This window comes from Granulicella sp. L60 (assembly GCF_009765825.1).
GTDB lineage: Bacteria > Acidobacteriota > Terriglobia > Terriglobales > Acidobacteriaceae > Edaphobacter.
On record NZ_LMUR01000022.1, the window covers coordinates 280093 to 293566 of the forward strand.

13 protein-coding genes are annotated in these 13474 nt (G+C 61.5%); 5 read left to right on the top strand and 8 right to left on the bottom strand.

Annotation, left to right across the window (positions count from 1 at the left end):
• Nucleotides 1-7 precede the first annotated feature (7 nt).
• Nucleotides 8-778 (bottom strand): YceH family protein, encoded by a 771-nt coding sequence (locus GSQ82_RS22165; protein ID WP_371417255.1) that lies wholly within the window; start codon nt 776-778, stop codon nt 8-10.
• A 330-nt stretch (nt 779-1108) separates the two neighbouring features.
• Here GSQ82_RS22165 and GSQ82_RS22170 point away from each other — a divergent pair, with 330 nt between their 5' ends.
• Nucleotides 1109-1855 (top strand): DUF882 domain-containing protein, encoded by a 747-nt coding sequence (locus GSQ82_RS22170; RefSeq protein WP_254061852.1) that lies wholly within the window; start codon nt 1109-1111, stop codon nt 1853-1855.
• 127 nt (nt 1856-1982) lie between these two features.
• Nucleotides 1983-2531: a hypothetical protein gene (locus tag GSQ82_RS22175; protein WP_158794466.1), complete on the top strand. Its 549-nt coding sequence runs from the start codon at nt 1983-1985 to the stop codon at nt 2529-2531.
• 87 nt (nt 2532-2618) lie between these two features.
• Here the strand turns inward: GSQ82_RS22175 and GSQ82_RS22180 are convergent, their stop codons facing one another.
• From GSQ82_RS22180 to GSQ82_RS22190, 3 genes are all read right to left on the bottom strand, one after another.
• A complete protein-coding gene (locus GSQ82_RS22180) occupies nt 2619-4730 on the bottom strand; it encodes a radical SAM protein (RefSeq protein ID WP_158794467.1) in 2112 nt (703 codons plus the stop codon).
• Nucleotides 4731-5012: 282 nt separating this feature from the next.
• Entirely contained in the window at nt 5013-5966 is a 954-nt protein-coding gene (locus GSQ82_RS22185) for a hypothetical protein (RefSeq protein ID WP_158794468.1), read from the bottom strand.
• Nucleotides 5967-6008: 42 nt separating this feature from the next.
• Entirely contained in the window at nt 6009-6869 is an 861-nt protein-coding gene (locus GSQ82_RS22190; RefSeq protein ID WP_158794469.1) for a hypothetical protein, read from the bottom strand.
• 235 nt (nt 6870-7104) lie between these two features.
• Between GSQ82_RS22190 and GSQ82_RS22195 the strand changes: the two genes are divergently transcribed.
• Together GSQ82_RS22195 and GSQ82_RS22200 are read left to right on the top strand one after the other, a co-directional pair.
• Nucleotides 7105-7359 (top strand): hypothetical protein, encoded by a 255-nt coding sequence (locus tag GSQ82_RS22195; protein WP_158794470.1) that lies wholly within the window; start codon nt 7105-7107, stop codon nt 7357-7359.
• Nucleotides 7356-8147: a septal ring lytic transglycosylase RlpA family protein gene (locus GSQ82_RS22200; protein WP_254061853.1), complete on the top strand. Its 792-nt coding sequence runs from the start codon at nt 7356-7358 to the stop codon at nt 8145-8147. The genes GSQ82_RS22195 and GSQ82_RS22200 overlap by 4 nt, the downstream gene beginning before the upstream one ends.
• Nucleotides 8148-8362: 215 nt before the next feature.
• Here the strand turns inward: GSQ82_RS22200 and GSQ82_RS22205 are convergent, their stop codons facing one another.
• The 4 genes from GSQ82_RS22205 to GSQ82_RS22220 all read right to left on the bottom strand — a co-directional run bounded on the left by GSQ82_RS22205 (nt 8363) and on the right by GSQ82_RS22220 (nt 12887).
• Nucleotides 8363-10054, bottom strand: a complete 1692-nt coding sequence (locus GSQ82_RS22205) for a metallopeptidase TldD-related protein (protein ID WP_158794471.1) — start codon at nt 10052-10054, stop codon at nt 8363-8365.
• The gene (locus GSQ82_RS22210) at nt 10054-11811 is read right to left on the bottom strand and encodes a metallopeptidase TldD-related protein (RefSeq protein WP_158794472.1); all 1758 of its coding nucleotides are present in this window, start codon (nt 11809-11811) and stop codon (nt 10054-10056) included. Before GSQ82_RS22210 ends, GSQ82_RS22205 begins: the two co-directional genes overlap by 1 nt.
• Before the next feature lie 138 nt (nt 11812-11949).
• Nucleotides 11950-12345 (bottom strand): hypothetical protein, encoded by a 396-nt coding sequence (locus tag GSQ82_RS22215; protein ID WP_158794473.1) that lies wholly within the window; start codon nt 12343-12345, stop codon nt 11950-11952.
• Complete coding sequence (locus GSQ82_RS22220) at nt 12327-12887, bottom strand: RNA polymerase sigma factor (protein WP_158794474.1); 561 nt, start codon at nt 12885-12887, stop codon at nt 12327-12329. Before GSQ82_RS22220 ends, GSQ82_RS22215 begins: the two co-directional genes overlap by 19 nt.
• Nucleotides 12888-12986: 99 nt before the next feature.
• Between GSQ82_RS22220 and GSQ82_RS22225 the strand changes: the two genes are divergently transcribed.
• Nucleotides 12987-13445: a DUF6249 domain-containing protein gene (locus GSQ82_RS22225; RefSeq protein ID WP_158794475.1), complete on the top strand. Its 459-nt coding sequence runs from the start codon at nt 12987-12989 to the stop codon at nt 13443-13445.
• The last annotated feature ends 29 nt before the right edge of the window (nt 13446-13474 follow it).

A 13474-nucleotide genomic window follows, 5' to 3' on the forward strand; every position in this document is an offset into this window, starting at 1 on the left:
CTTCATCTTACAGAGGCTGGGTTGGGGATGTACGGATTTCGGCGCTCGATTCGAGACGGTCAACGCGGCTCTGCAGGGCTTGCAGCGCGGTGGTAAGGGCGGCGATCTCCGCTTCAAGTTGGGCGAGGCGTTGGGTGGATGAGGAGGAGGGGTCGGTTCGGTCGGGACGGTCGAGTCGTTCGGGGACGGAGACGGATAGGTCAGATGGGTCGCCGAGGAGGTGGGCGTAGCGGGCTTCGCGGGAGCCGGGCTGGCGGGGCAGGATGATGGTGAGGGGGCCCGTGCTGTCGGGGGCGATCTCGTCGGCGGGTGGACGGGAGGAGAGGCGTTCGAGTGTGGACTGGACGGCGGCGAGGTCATCGAAGGTGTAGAGGCGGTCGGCGCGGCTGCGGAGTTCGCCGGGGGTTTGAGGGCCGCGTAGGATGAGGAGGCAGAGGACAGCGGTCTCGTCGCGGCGGAGGTTAAGGACGGTGCGGATGCGGTGCTCGTACTTGGGGACGCGGGCGTCGCGGACGGAGGTGACGAGGGCGAGGTCTTCGAGGGAGTGAATGGCCTGGCGGACCTCGTCTTCGGTGAGGTCGAGCACGGGATCGCGGCTGGAGCGTTGGTTGCAGGCGTTGATGAGGGCGTTGAGGGAGAGTGGATAGTTCTCGGGGGTGGCGATCTCTTTTTCGATGAGGGAGCCGAGGACGCGGAGCTGGAGGTGATCGAGGTGCATAGCTATAAGGGTGCCATAGGCTGGGCCTGGGTGTGTGGTTTCGCGGGGGAGAGGATGCATGTGGGGCAGTGATTGTGGTTTGGTGGGTTGGCTCATTGTCGGGGTGGGTGAGCCGATATGTCTCTTTAGGATGAGTGGTTTGGTCTTTTGTTTACGGGGTAGCTTGATGTCGATATCTGGGATAAATTGTTGCAGTGAATAGGCTTATGGATTTTTGATTGTGATGTACTGTGTTTCAATCGTGTATCGAAGGGATGACACTAAAGTTACAGTCCGGCGATAGTTTATTTCGTATTGGTCCGGTAGACTTAAGATAGCGAATGAGTAGTGGTAAATCGCATTAGGGATTTCCATTCGCAAGAACGACGATAACTACGGCCAGGAGTGCTAATGGGATTGCAGCGAAGAGGTGTCGCTTTGGCGGCGGTGGTGGGGATGGTTCTTGTGGGTGCGAGCAGTTTCTCCTGGGCCAGGACGGTGCGGACGCGGGTGCATGCTGGGCTTCGGAGCTCGATGCGGATGAAGACGCATCCGGTGGAGATGACGGGCGAAGAGGTTGTGCCGGGGGTGATGCCGGTTGACTCGTCCGCCGAGGCGCCGGAGGGTGCAAAACCCTACACGCTGCATATGCTGAATCTGCATACGGGTGAGGCGTTGGATGTGGTGTACCGGATCGGTGACACCTATGTTCCTGATGCGCTGGCGAAGTTGAATTATTTTTTGCGGGACCGTCATACGCAGGATGTAATCGAGTATGAGCCGAAGGAGTTCGACGTGCTACATGCGATGATGGCGCGGCTGGGTCGGGCGGAGGGCGTGATCGACGTGGTGTGTGGATACCGGACGCCGGAGACGAATGCGGCGCTGCGGCACGGGTCGCCGAGGACTGGAGTGGCAGAACACAGCCAGCATATGGAAGGACATGCGATTGATCTGCGGGTGCCGGGCGAGTCGACGACGCAGGTAAGGGATGCGGCACTTTCGCTGCGCGCAGGCGGCGTGGGTTTCTATCCGGTGAATCAGTTTGTGCATGTGGATGTGGGACCGGTGAGGGAGTGGGCGTTTGGTGCTGCACCTCCGCGACCGGGACGGCGGGTTCGCCGGGCTCATGGGTCGGGGACCGTTTCCGGGGAATAGTGAGCGAGTAGATTGATTTCAGTGGTGCAGATTTCAGAAGTGCAGAGGGCTCCGGGTTTCCGGGGCCTTTTGCGTTGAGGTCGAATAGACGGGTTAGCTGCAGCGGGCTTTTGTTTGGGTGGAGGGGTTGGCTATACTTCGCCGCATGGATCTTCTGCGGCGAGAACTTCGAGTGGCGAGGTGGGGCTTGCCGCTTGCGCGGGCTGTTGCAGAGCGGATCGGTGGAGATAAGGCTGCGGTGCGGACTTTGGTGCGGGAGCTGTTTGGGGATGATGTAGAAGTTCGAAAGCGGGCGGCGGATGTGGCGCGGCGGATGACAGAGAGGGATGGTGCGCTCCTTGTGCCTTATGCGGATGAGCTTACCGGGTTGCTGGAGACGCTGCCGGTGGAAGAGTCGCGGACGCGGTGGCATCTGGGATTAGTGGTGCCGCGGATTGCGTGTACGCGGGCGCAGAGACTGCGGGTGGCCAGGACGATGTCGTTACTTGCTAAGGATGAGAGCAATGTGGTGCGGTGTTCGGCGGTGGAGGGGATGGGGCTGCTGGCTGTTCGAGAAGCGAGTCTGAGAGATGAGGCGGAAGAGATGATGGAGAGATTTTTGCGGGAGGGGACAAAGGCGATGAAGTGCCGGGCTCGGCTTGCGACGCAGAGGTTGACGAGAGCTGAGAGACGATGAAACTTATATACAAAGAGGCCGCCATTGCTGGCGGCCTCTTATTGTTGTGATTTGGTTTTGCGCGGAGCGCGATTGGCGTACGCGGTACTAGTCGCCGGAGACGGTCTCTTCGATGTTGTTGACGACTTCGGCCTTGGCGACGGGGGCTGCGGGCTTGATCTCGCCGAGGGAGATGAAACCGGCGGGTGCGTCCGGCTCCTGGAGAATCTCCTTGCGGTAAAGCTTGGCCATGCGGGCGTTTTCGGCGTCCTGCTTGATCTTCGCATCGCGTGCGCGGATCTTTTCTTCGCGAGAGTTCTTCGCGATGCCGGACTTGTCGAAGGTGTCGTTGGCGGCGGAGTTGACGTGCTCGTCGTTGAGGACGAGATCGTACTTCATCTCGGCTTCGAGACCGACCTTCTTACCACCGGCGAAGATCTCGTGACGTCCATGCTCCTCGTACCACTTGGTGAGGGTGGAGGTCATGTGCATCTTCTCGATGATGTTGCGCCAACCTACGCCGGTGTTGTACGCGCAGAAGCTGATCTCACCCTCTTGTGTGGCGTAGGGGATGATGCACTGCTCGGTGCGGCGGAAGTCGTAGTTGAAGAGGTCCTGGAACCACATGCCGGCGATGAAGAGGAAGTTCCAACGGTCGCCGCGGCGCTTTTCGATATCGGCCATGGTGCGGTCTGCGGTGACCTTGCCGTAGCTGCGTCCGGTGGCGCCGAAGCTCTTGTCGAACTTCTGCAGGAGGTCCTTGATCTTGAAGTGGGTGGGAGCGGCCTCGGGCTTGTAGTTGCGGAGAAGCGCGAGGGTGACGCCGATGATGGAGAGCCACTTGCCGCGGGCGGCGTCGTTAATGCGGGCGACGTCCTTGGCGAGGCGGTCTGCATTGATGAAGGCGGTGACGGGAACAGCTTCCTTGGTCTCCTTGTCGATCATGAGCGCCATGGAGATACCGCAGTTGGGATGGCAGCCGCAGGAGAGCTGGCCCCAGTCGCGGTCAGGTCCGTGGACGAGGTCGGCCCAGTCGGAGAAGGTGGACATGAAGGAGATGGGGAACCAGTCGCGTGTGGGCTCGCCGAGGCCGGTCTGATTCTTCACATCGTGTGCGAGGTGCGAGAGGGTGTAGCGCTGTGCCATGCGGCGCTCGTCCGAGATATCCTCGTCGCGGCCCGTGAAGCTGACCGGCTGGAAGGAGAGGAAGTTGATCTTCTTCGGGTTCTCGAGCGCGAACTCGATGATGCGGCCGACCTGCTCGTTATTGATGCCGTTGATGATGCAGGTCACCGGGACGATGTCGACGCCGGCTTCGTGCAGGTTGTGGATAGCCTGGAGCTTCACGTCGAACGCGTTGCCGACCTTGCGGTGCGAGTTGGCCGCGTTGCCGATGCCGTCGAACTGGAGGTAGGCGTAGCGGAGACCGGCTTCAGCGGCAGCCTTGGCGAACTCCTTCGACTTGGCGAACTCGATGCCGTTGGTTGCGGCCTGGACGGAGGTGTAACCGACCTTGCGGGCGTAGGATACTGCGTCGAGGAAGTAGGGGCTGAGCGTGGGCTCGCCGCCGGAGAACTGGACCGACATCTGACGACGGGGCTTGATGGTGACCGCATTGTCGAGCATGGTCTTGATCTCGTCCCAGGTGAGTTCGTGGACGAAGCCGACCTGGTTGGCGTCCATGAAGCAGGGGTCGCACATCATGTTGCAGCGGTTGGTGAGGTCGATGGTGAGAACGGAGCCGCGGCCGTGGGTGACGGTGGAGGTGCCGTGGTTGTGGAGCTTCTCGTCGTTGTGGGCGCGAATGTCGCGGCCGGGGAAGACCTCTTCGAGGTGCTTGAAAAAGGCGGTGTCGATGGACATCAGGTCTTCGAAGTGGCCGTGGATGGGGCAGTCCTTGACCATGAGGATCTGACCGTCGCGCTCGATGATCTGCGCTTTGATCTCGCCGACCTTCTCGTTGAGGAGGATCTCGTGGGGGAGCTTGCCGTCTACGATCTGCTGACGGATCTCGGGGATGCACTTGGGGCAGAGAGAGTCGGTGGTGCGGGGCCAGCCGAGGGGCGGCTTCTCTTTCTGGTAGCTCTTGAGCAGGGGCTTGTCGCTCCACTTGGGGGTGAAGCTGGCGTTGGGGCTGATTGAGTTCAGCTTGTTGAATACGACCCAACCTGCTCTGGCTCCATAGGTGAGAGCCTTTTCGACTAATTTGGCCTTCGGCATTTACTTGTCTCCTGAATGTCCGTCTATATCTGTTCTTTGCTTCTGAGATCGTTCTGCATCACGCGGATGTTGGATGCAAGAGAAGAGGTGATGTATTCATCGTATCTTCCGCTATCCGTATTCTTTGTAAGAAGATGCGACGCGCATCCACTTGGTTCACACTTAACAGTACGCAGCTTGAGGGGCACTTTTGAAGCAGGAGTAACCGAACGGCGAGAATTTGCATTGAACGGCGATGGGAGGGTCCGAATGGGGCACCCAATTTAGACAAAAAGATGACAACTACGGGGCACCGACGGTAGCGCCTCCGCTGGCCATGTTGTTCAACAGGGTCTGGACGAAGATGACGCGGACGTGAATGCGCTTGGCGACGTCGGGCAGGAACTCGGTGAGGAGGTTGTTTGCGGGGTCGGTGGCGATGCCGGTGGCGATACGGGCGATGGTGGATGGGCCGTCGGGATGGATGCCGGGGACGTAGATGTTGGCGATCTCGGCGGAGATGGGGTAGGTGAGCAGGGTGGAGTAGTTGGGCATGGAGGTGCCGTCGTCGTGGCGAGAGACGAAGGTGCGGGAGACGGAGTAGAAGATGCGGCGGCGGATGCTGGCGTTGGGCATGCGGTAGTAGCGTGGGTCCTGATGGACGATGGAGGGGATGGCAAAGACGCCGAAGAACTGGCCGGTGGCGTCCTGCAGGAGACTGACGCCAGCGATCTTGCCGAAGCCTTTGAGACCGGGGCCGTAGGCGGAGTGCGAGTCGGCAGCGATGCTGATGGCGGAGATGCCGACGATGGTGGCGAAGTTGGCGGGATCGGAGAGGTCGTGGAGGGCGAGGTAGCCCTTCTGCTGCCAAGTCATCGGAATGGCGATGTTGGTGGTGAGGAAGCGCTGGTAGGGATAGATGAGTTCGGTGCAGGGCTTGCGGACGCGATCGACGCGGGTGGGGTCGAGGTAGACCACCTTCATGGCGTTGACGATGCCGCAGGTCTTGACGCCGTCGCCGGTGGTTTTGAAGGAGGCCTGGGCGACGGCGACGACATCCTGCGGCTGGGAGGTCATGCCGGGGGCGTCGGGAAGTTCGGCGGAGGTGGACTCGGCGGATGGGGCCGGTGTGGGTTGGGGCGTCTCAGACTTCGGGAGAGGTGCAGGCTGGGGTTCTAAAGTGGGCGCGGGCTGGGGTGCCTGTGCGTGAGTGAATGTTGCACACAGCAGAAGCACCAGTATCGCCGACCAACGCATTCTAAAGATCCCTCGTTGTCCTTATCAAAAGTATATGGAACCCTACTTGAGCATTTGAAGGTGGGTGAAGTCGAGTGCATCGTAGAGGAACTCGCTGACGACAAAGCCGATGGCGGAGCCGCCCACGGAGGTGCCGAAGGTCTTTGCAGTCTCGGTGAAGCCCTGATTCATCCGTGGGTAGTAGGTGTTGGTGAGGGCTGCGCCGACGAGGTTTCCGCTGAGCAGGGAGTAGTTGGGCTGAAGCGCGCCGTCGTCCGATTTGGTGACGATCGCCCTGGTGGCGGCGTAGATGGCGCGTTTGGCGAAGTTATGGCCGTCGCCCATCTTGTAGTAGCGGGGATCCTGGTGGAAGATGGGGGCGAAGACGGCATTGCTCATGATGTTCTGGCTGGTGTTGCGGAGAGCGGTGGCACCGAGTCGCATGCCGAATGCTCCGCTGTCCGTGCCGTAGTTTGGACTGCCGTTGACGAGATGGCTGTAGCCGGCGGAGGCGGTCCACCCCATGACGGAGAAGAGGGTGAAGGACTGGACGAGACCGAGGCGAACCTTCTGGTGTGCAGAGAGGGTATGGACGACCTGGCCGGGTTCGACAGTGATATCGTGGTGGGTTGCGAGCCTGTGGCGGGGCATGGAAGCCGGGGTCGATTCGGGGTCTGCGTCTGCAGTGTCATCGACAGAGCTGCTGGACGCGTCGTCGAGGGTGCTTTTGGTGAAGCCGGGCGAGTCGGGGAGTGAGGGCACGAAGGCGGTTGCTATAGCCGGACCTGCTTCGGCCGGGTTTGCATCGATTTGAGCGAAGGCGATTTGCGCGGTTGATACCAACGCGACGAGAGCGATCAGGGTGGTGCCGGTTCTGAGGAGTCTCTTTGAGGTCGAAAAGACGTGCACGTGCTCGATAGCCAAAAGATCTCCCTTAAAGGCTGGTGGCCTGCTCTCCATACCAGGCAGGGCAGGTTGCCAGATCACATAGTGAATGATGTGAACGTTGCCTATGTATAACGGACGCGAGAAGCGGACCGCAAGTTGTATTTCGGCCGGTTCTTTAGGTTACGTCGTGGTTACCAGGTGGGCACGTCGCGAGAATCGGGTTTGACCGTGGGTTTTCCACGTCATCTAATTGAGGAGTAGAGGTGCGTGTATGTCTACCGAGGAGCCGAAACGGCCGTGGGAACAACAGTTAAAGGATGCAGCGGCGCATCTGGAAACTGATCTGAAGAATGTAGTTAAGTATATCAACGATGAGGTGGTGCCGGACGTGCGGAAGAACGGGTCCGAGGCACTGCGATCTGCGGCGGCTGAGCTGCACAGACTGGCTCAGCGGATGGACGATCATGCACGGCGAAGACAGGGTGGGCCTAATCCTCCGCCGCCACCGGGTGCGCCGAAGCCGTGACGGGTGGACGGCTTGTCTGCGGTGCGGTGCTGTCGGCGTTCGCGCTGATGGCCGCAGGCTGCCATCGTGAGACGGTGCGGGCGCGCCAGCAGCCTCCGCCGCCAGCTACGAGGAGTGCGCCGGCGAATGCTTCAACTCGCGGCGGTCGGGTGTCGAGGCCGGTTCCAGAGGATGATAGTGAGAGTGCTTCTAAGGCTGTTCCTGCGCCGGTGCCGAATAGCTTTGGCAGACCGGTTTCGACTGAGGTTGGAATGGCGAGCTGGTATGGGCCTCCGTACGCCGGACGCAAGGGTGCGGATGGCACGGTGTACGACCAGAATGCGTTGACTGCGGCACACCTGACGCTGCCGATGGGGACTATGGTGCGGGTTACGAATCTGACGAATAACCAATCGGTGGTGGTGAAAATTACGGATCGTGGGCCGTTTGTGCGCGGGAGAATTATCGACTTGTCGCTGGCTGCGGCGAAGGCTACGGGTGTCTATCGTGCGGGAGTTGCGAAGGTAAAGGTGGAGGCGTTTGCTGCGCCTGTGCGGGCGAATGTTGATCCGGCCGGGCGGTGGTGCGTGCAGGTGGGTGCGTTTGCGAAGGAGTCCGACGCGGTGAAGCTGAAGGAAGAGCTGATGCGGCGTTACACGACGGCGAAGGTGATCGAGTTTCCGGGGCCGACGGGGCATTGGGTGAGGATCAATCCTGGCCAGCCGGATAGGAACCACGCGACGGAGGTGGCAGATAGCATCCATCCGAAGGATCCTGCGGCGCTGCCTTATTTGATTCGGACGGATTGATTTTTTCTAAAAAGATTCTGTCTTGCCGGACGGGCCGCCTGCTCGGCGGGAGGTCACTTCGTGACTTTTGTACCCCTTTGGGTGGGCCTTCCGTTGGTCGGCAGGATGATGATTCCGACCATCGGGAGGACTTATGTCTTTGGCGCGGGCGTGGCAGGTATACACGTCACGAAGTGACCTCCCGCTGAGTAAGCGGCCCGTCCGGCAGGACATATCTATTTGCCGGGAAGGGCAGGCGGTGCGTAGTAGGGAAGCTTCTCCTGTTCGACGGAGGCCCGCTTCACGCCTACATCATCGAAGAGCATGCTGGGTGCGATGGTGGTCTGGGGGATGGCGCCGAGCGAGTTCGAGACGTAGGGATCGTTGCCGACGGCGACTATATCGGAGCGGAGGCTGCGGTTGTCTAGTTCGTCGAAGACCGCGCCGCGCACAAGCTGGCGTGTTCCGCCGGGGTGGACGCGATAGAGCAGGCGGGGCAGGAGCTCGCCGCCGAGGGTTTCGACCTCGTAGACGTCGTGACCCTGCTCTTTGGCCATGGATAGCAGGCGCTTATTGAGTTCGTCCTTCGATAGTGGCTGCGAACCTTTGATGAGGATGACACCGGAGCGGGAGTGCGCGGACTGGGTGGGAGCTGCGCGTCCGTGGCCGTTCGAGGTGGTGATGTCTTTTACAGGCTCGCGACCGATGAGGAAGTTCTCGAGTTTGCCGTTGACGACGATGTCGACCGACTGCGCGGGGACGCCCTCGTCGTCGATGGTGTAGGCACCGAGCAGATTTTTACCGGCGAACTTGGTCTGCAGGGGGTTGTCGGTGATGTTGAGCATGTCGGGTAGGACGCGCGACTTGTAGCTGGAGGAGTAGGAGCCGGTGGTGCGCGCGGTGGTTCCCATCTCGGGGCGGTCGGCTTCGACGTTGGGGACGAAGAGGCGATCGAAGACGTCGGCGGCGGCGTCGCCACTGAAGAGGACGGGGCCGTGATAGTCGTCGGCGGAGACGACTGGAGCATTGCGAAGCTCTTCGAGGCTTTTGAGATCTTCGATGGTGCGCTTGCGGAATGCTGAAGCGCTTTCTAGCTCCTTCGCGGTGGTGGCGACGGTGCCGTTGTCGCGGCTGAGACGCATGCCGTCGGCAGCCTGGCCGCCTACGCTGATGCCGCCGTTGTAGCCGGTGTATCCCTGGCGAAGGACGGTGCCCTCGGTGTTGACGAGGTAGCGGTTCATGGCGATGGCGCGGATGTTGGAGACGGAGTACTGGACGTGCTCGGCGAAGGGCTTGACGTCGGGGTCGGTCGCGTACACGCCGCTGGCTTCGACGATGCGTTTCTTCCACTCGTTGCGATCGAGATCGAGCGAGACGAGCGGGGAGACCTGCACGACGGGCTTTGCCTGGGCGAAGTCGGGCTGGGACTGGGCCGATTGAAACTGCTTCAGCGCGGCCTGCTTGGCGGAGTAGCCACGGAGGGCGTTCTTGTAGGCGGCGTCGGTGGCGGACCAGAGGGCGTAGCGGAGAGCTGCGGGATCGTCGTCGGTTGGGCCAAGCTCGATGACTCCTTCGCCGCGGCTGGTGCTGCTATCGCTGGTGTAGTCGCCGATACGGACGGTGACGCGGACGATACGCTGGTGGCTGGACTCTTCGCGGGTAAGGGCGCCGTAGTTGGCGACGGCTTCGTAGGTATTGATGTCGTCGAGACGATATTCGACGAAGTACGGGCGCTGCATGCCGGGGAGGAGAAGTCCCTTTTCGCGGTCCAGCTCCGCCTGCATGGCGCGCAGGAGAGGATCGGCGACCTGGGGTGTGGGTTCGGCTGCGGCGATATTTGTGATCGCGATGGGAGCACATAGTGCGGCGGCGCATAGGGTCGCGGAGAGCAGGCTTTTGATTTGTAACTTATTCAGGAGCGAATGCATTATTGGCCTGCCTTTCCGCTGGCTGTGGGTGCATCGGTCGCGGGCGGTGGCGGCAGGATGGGTGGGCGAGCTGTTCCCTGAGCCTGGCGCTGGGTTTCGATCTCGCTGACGAGCATGGCGGGGGCGACTGCGCTGACGGGGATGCTTCCGGACTCGGCGCCGCAGATACCGTTGAAGACGTCTTGCTTGTCGTTGGTTGCGAGGATGCGGTTGAGCGCGGCCTGGGGTGTGCCTACGATGCTGACACCGCGGACGAGTTCGTCGGGGCGGCCATCGACATAGACGCGATAGACGACGAGAGGGATGACCTGGAAGGCCTGGGGCGAACGGCGCGTGGTGACGGCGAAGCCTGAGGAGATGTCCTCGAAGTAGAGGCCGTAGGCTTTGCCTTGTTTCTTCGCTTCGGCCTTCAGCATCTCGCGCAGTTCGGCGTCGCTGACGGTCTTGGATGAGGTGACGATGAGGTTGCCCTGGCGGCCGGTGGGCATGTGTCCGACTTCGGCGCGGCCGTGGCCGTTGGAAGTGGAGAAGCTGGCGATGGGCTGGCGTGACATGAGGAAGGTGTCGAGGACGCCGTCTTTGATGAGGTCGACGCGGCGGGCCTGCTGGCCTTCGTCGTCGTAGCTGTAGTGGCCGCTGAGCGGGATGCCGTTGAAGTTTTCGAGGGTGGGGTCGTCGGCGACGCTGAGGAAGGCGGGGAGGATCGGTTTGCCGAGGAGCTTGGTGAAGGTCTGGCCTTCCTCGTCGCCGCGTTGACGTTGGCCTTCGAGACGGTGGCCGAGGACCTCGTGAAAGAAGACGGCGGAGGCGCGGCCGCTGAGGATTGCGGGACCGTTGAAGGGTTCGGTGACGGGAGCTTCGCGGAGGGCCTCGAGATTTTTAGCCATGGCGATGGTCTTGTTGGTGAGGGTCTTTTGATCGGGGAGGTGAGAGGCTTCGTCGGCCTCGAACGTCTCGGCGCGGAAGAGGTCCATACCATCGGCGGCGCGGGTGCGGGCCACGATGACGAGACGCGCGACGTGGTTTGGCGTGGCGACCTTTGCGCCTTCGGAGGAGACGAAGTAGTCGGTCTCGGTGGAGGCTTGCAGCTCGACGTTGTTCATGAGGACGTCGGGGTACTGTTTGAAGAGGGCGGAGAGCTCGCGAAGACGGGCCTGCCAGGCGGCGGTGTCTACGACCAGTGCGGGGGAGGGCGGCAGGATCGCGGTGGCGGCCTTTTCGGTGGAGAAGTCGGCGGAGGCATCTTCTTCTTTGGCGCGTACCTGTTGGTCGGTCTTGACCTTCAGGTAGCCGTCGAGGGCTTTGGCGTAGCCGCGGTTAGTGGCGAACCAGAGGCTGTGCGCGATGGCCTCGCGGTCGTCGGTGAGTGGAAGCGGGATCGTGGTGAGGGCGCTGTTGCGATGATCGCCGTGGGTGTTGTCTTCGGCGGGAGTGCCGAGGCGAACCTGGACGTCGGCGGTGCGGCGGCGGCTCTCGCGTGTACCGGTGATGGCGCCGAAGGCGGCGGAGATGCCGAGGCTGTCTGAGTCGGAGACGGCGTAGCTGAGGAAGTAGGGTTTGGGCTGCTGGGGGTCGGCGCTGCCGAGAGAGTTCATGGCGCGATGCAGCTCGGAGTCCATAGTGTCGATCAGGGCTGCTGCGGGGGCCGGTGCGGGACTATTAGTCGCCGCGGATGCTGTACGGCCGGTAAAGGCCAGGGTTGCTACTGCCAGACCGGCTATGCCGACGCCGGCGACTGCCACGCTTTGTCTCTTCATGGAAAGGGAACTCGTTTCGCCTGCAAATTACGCCTGATGCCGAGTGTATCGGATGCGCCGCGGTTCGCGGGATGCGATACAGCTTTCGTTGCATCTGAGTGCTTGGACGAGCGAGGGAGCGTTTGGTCGCCAGGCGGGCTAGCCGATGTCGTGGCGACGCGCGCTGATCCAGATGCCGATGGCGATGAACTGGGCGCATAGTATCCAGTTCAGCGTCAGGCCGAGCGTGGTGTGGTCGACGGCGTGGCGGGCAAGAAGCAGCATCGCTGCGAGCAGCACCACCATGCTGATCAACATCGCGTAGTAGCCGTAGCGGGTGGGGGAGACCGAGATCGGGCGACGCGATGGGATTCCGGCGGTAACGCGGGCGGCGAAGTCAGCGGGGATCTGCAGGGTGGGGGCGTTTTCGAGAGCGCGGATGAGTCTCAGGTCCAACTCGCGATGGGCGATTGCGGACGGAGCGTCGTGCTCTGGGAACTGCTGGCCTGCGGGCCGCTGGCTGTCGGGCTGCTGATTTAGCGATTCGTCGTGCATGTCGCGCTCCTCTCGTTGGTTTGACGCTGCTGGATGGCTTCTCGTAGTTTCTTGCGGCCGCGGTGCAGATGCGTTCGCACGGTGCCGATGGGAAGGCCGAGTGTGTAGGCGATCTGCTCGTAGGTCCGTTCCTCCTGATGATAGAGGACCAAGATCGTTCGTTCCACCTGGCTGAGGCGCTGAAGCTGCTCTTCGACGTTGTGCTGGAACTCGCGCTGCTCCAGCTGCTGCTCGGCGTTGGCGCTGGGGTGGGCGAGCCGGTCTTCCCAGTTGGAGACGTCGTCGGAGAGGGAGACGTGCGAGCGGTCGTCGCGGCGGCGGCGCTTCCACTCGTCCTGGGCGACGTTGACGGTGATGCGGTAGAGATAGGTGGTGATGAGGGCTTCCCCGCGAAAGCTCGGAAGGGCGCGGTAGAGGCGAAGAAAGACATCCTGGGCGAGGTCGTCTACGTGCTCGCGGCTTCCGGTGAGGCGCAGCAGGGTGCGGAAGACCATCTCTTGATGATCGCGTACCAGTTGCTCGAAGTTGAGATCGGCGTGCAAGCAGGGTTAGACAATAGAGTGCGCCGAAAGTTTCATTGAGGCGAGTGAAACTTTGCGAGGGTGGTTCGGTCTAATGCGGGCAGGAAAGAGGAGGTCGTTATGGGATTTCTATTCAGTCCGTTTATTGTGCCGGTAGCGGGTTGCGCTGTCGGTATCGTCGCCATCGTCTCGGGTATCTGGTTCGAGGCTCAGCAGCGCCGGAACAAGGCAGAACAGCGTATGGCGATGATTGCACGCGGTATTCCCATCGCGGAGATCGAGAAGTTGCTGGGTTCGGGCGAGGACGAAAAGCGGGTGAGAGATCCGCTGCGTAGCCTGGGAAATGCCCGGCGTACGGGAGTGGTGCTGGTGTCGGTTGGGGTTGGGCTGATGCTCTTCTTCATTGCGCTGGCGTTTATTGTTCACACGCGGGAGGTGCTGGCAGGAGCGGCGGTTGGGCTCATCCCGTTCGCTATCGGCGTTGGCTTCTTTATCGACTACAACCTGCAGAAGCGCGAGCTGTCGCGCTTCGGGTTGGAGGTTGAAGCGGAGCAGACGCAGAGTTCTTCACTGCGCTAGGAGAACTGAGCTTCGACGGCCGTATCTTT

Coding starts and splice junctions, on each gene's coding strand:
- GSQ82_RS22195 (WP_158794470.1), top strand. CDS start 7,105: ATGTCTACCGAGGAGCCGAAACGGCCGTGGGAACAACAGTTAAAGGAT.
- GSQ82_RS22210 (WP_158794472.1), bottom strand. CDS start 11,811: ATGAAGAGACAAAGCGTGGCAGTCGCCGGCGTCGGCATAGCCGGTCTG.
- GSQ82_RS22180 (WP_158794467.1), bottom strand. CDS start 4,730: ATGCCGAAGGCCAAATTAGTCGAAAAGGCTCTCACCTATGGAGCCAGA.
- GSQ82_RS22205 (WP_158794471.1), bottom strand. CDS start 10,054: ATGCATTCGCTCCTGAATAAGTTACAAATCAAAAGCCTGCTCTCCGCG.
- GSQ82_RS22165 (WP_371417255.1), bottom strand. CDS start 778: ATGCATCCTCTCCCCCGCGAAACCACACACCCAGGCCCAGCCTATGGC.
- GSQ82_RS22185 (WP_158794468.1), bottom strand. CDS start 5,966: ATGCGTTGGTCGGCGATACTGGTGCTTCTGCTGTGTGCAACATTCACT.
- GSQ82_RS22225 (WP_158794475.1), top strand. CDS start 12,987: ATGGGATTTCTATTCAGTCCGTTTATTGTGCCGGTAGCGGGTTGCGCT.
- GSQ82_RS22170 (WP_254061852.1), top strand. CDS start 1,109: ATGGGATTGCAGCGAAGAGGTGTCGCTTTGGCGGCGGTGGTGGGGATG.
- GSQ82_RS22215 (WP_158794473.1), bottom strand. CDS start 12,345: ATGCACGACGAATCGCTAAATCAGCAGCCCGACAGCCAGCGGCCCGCA.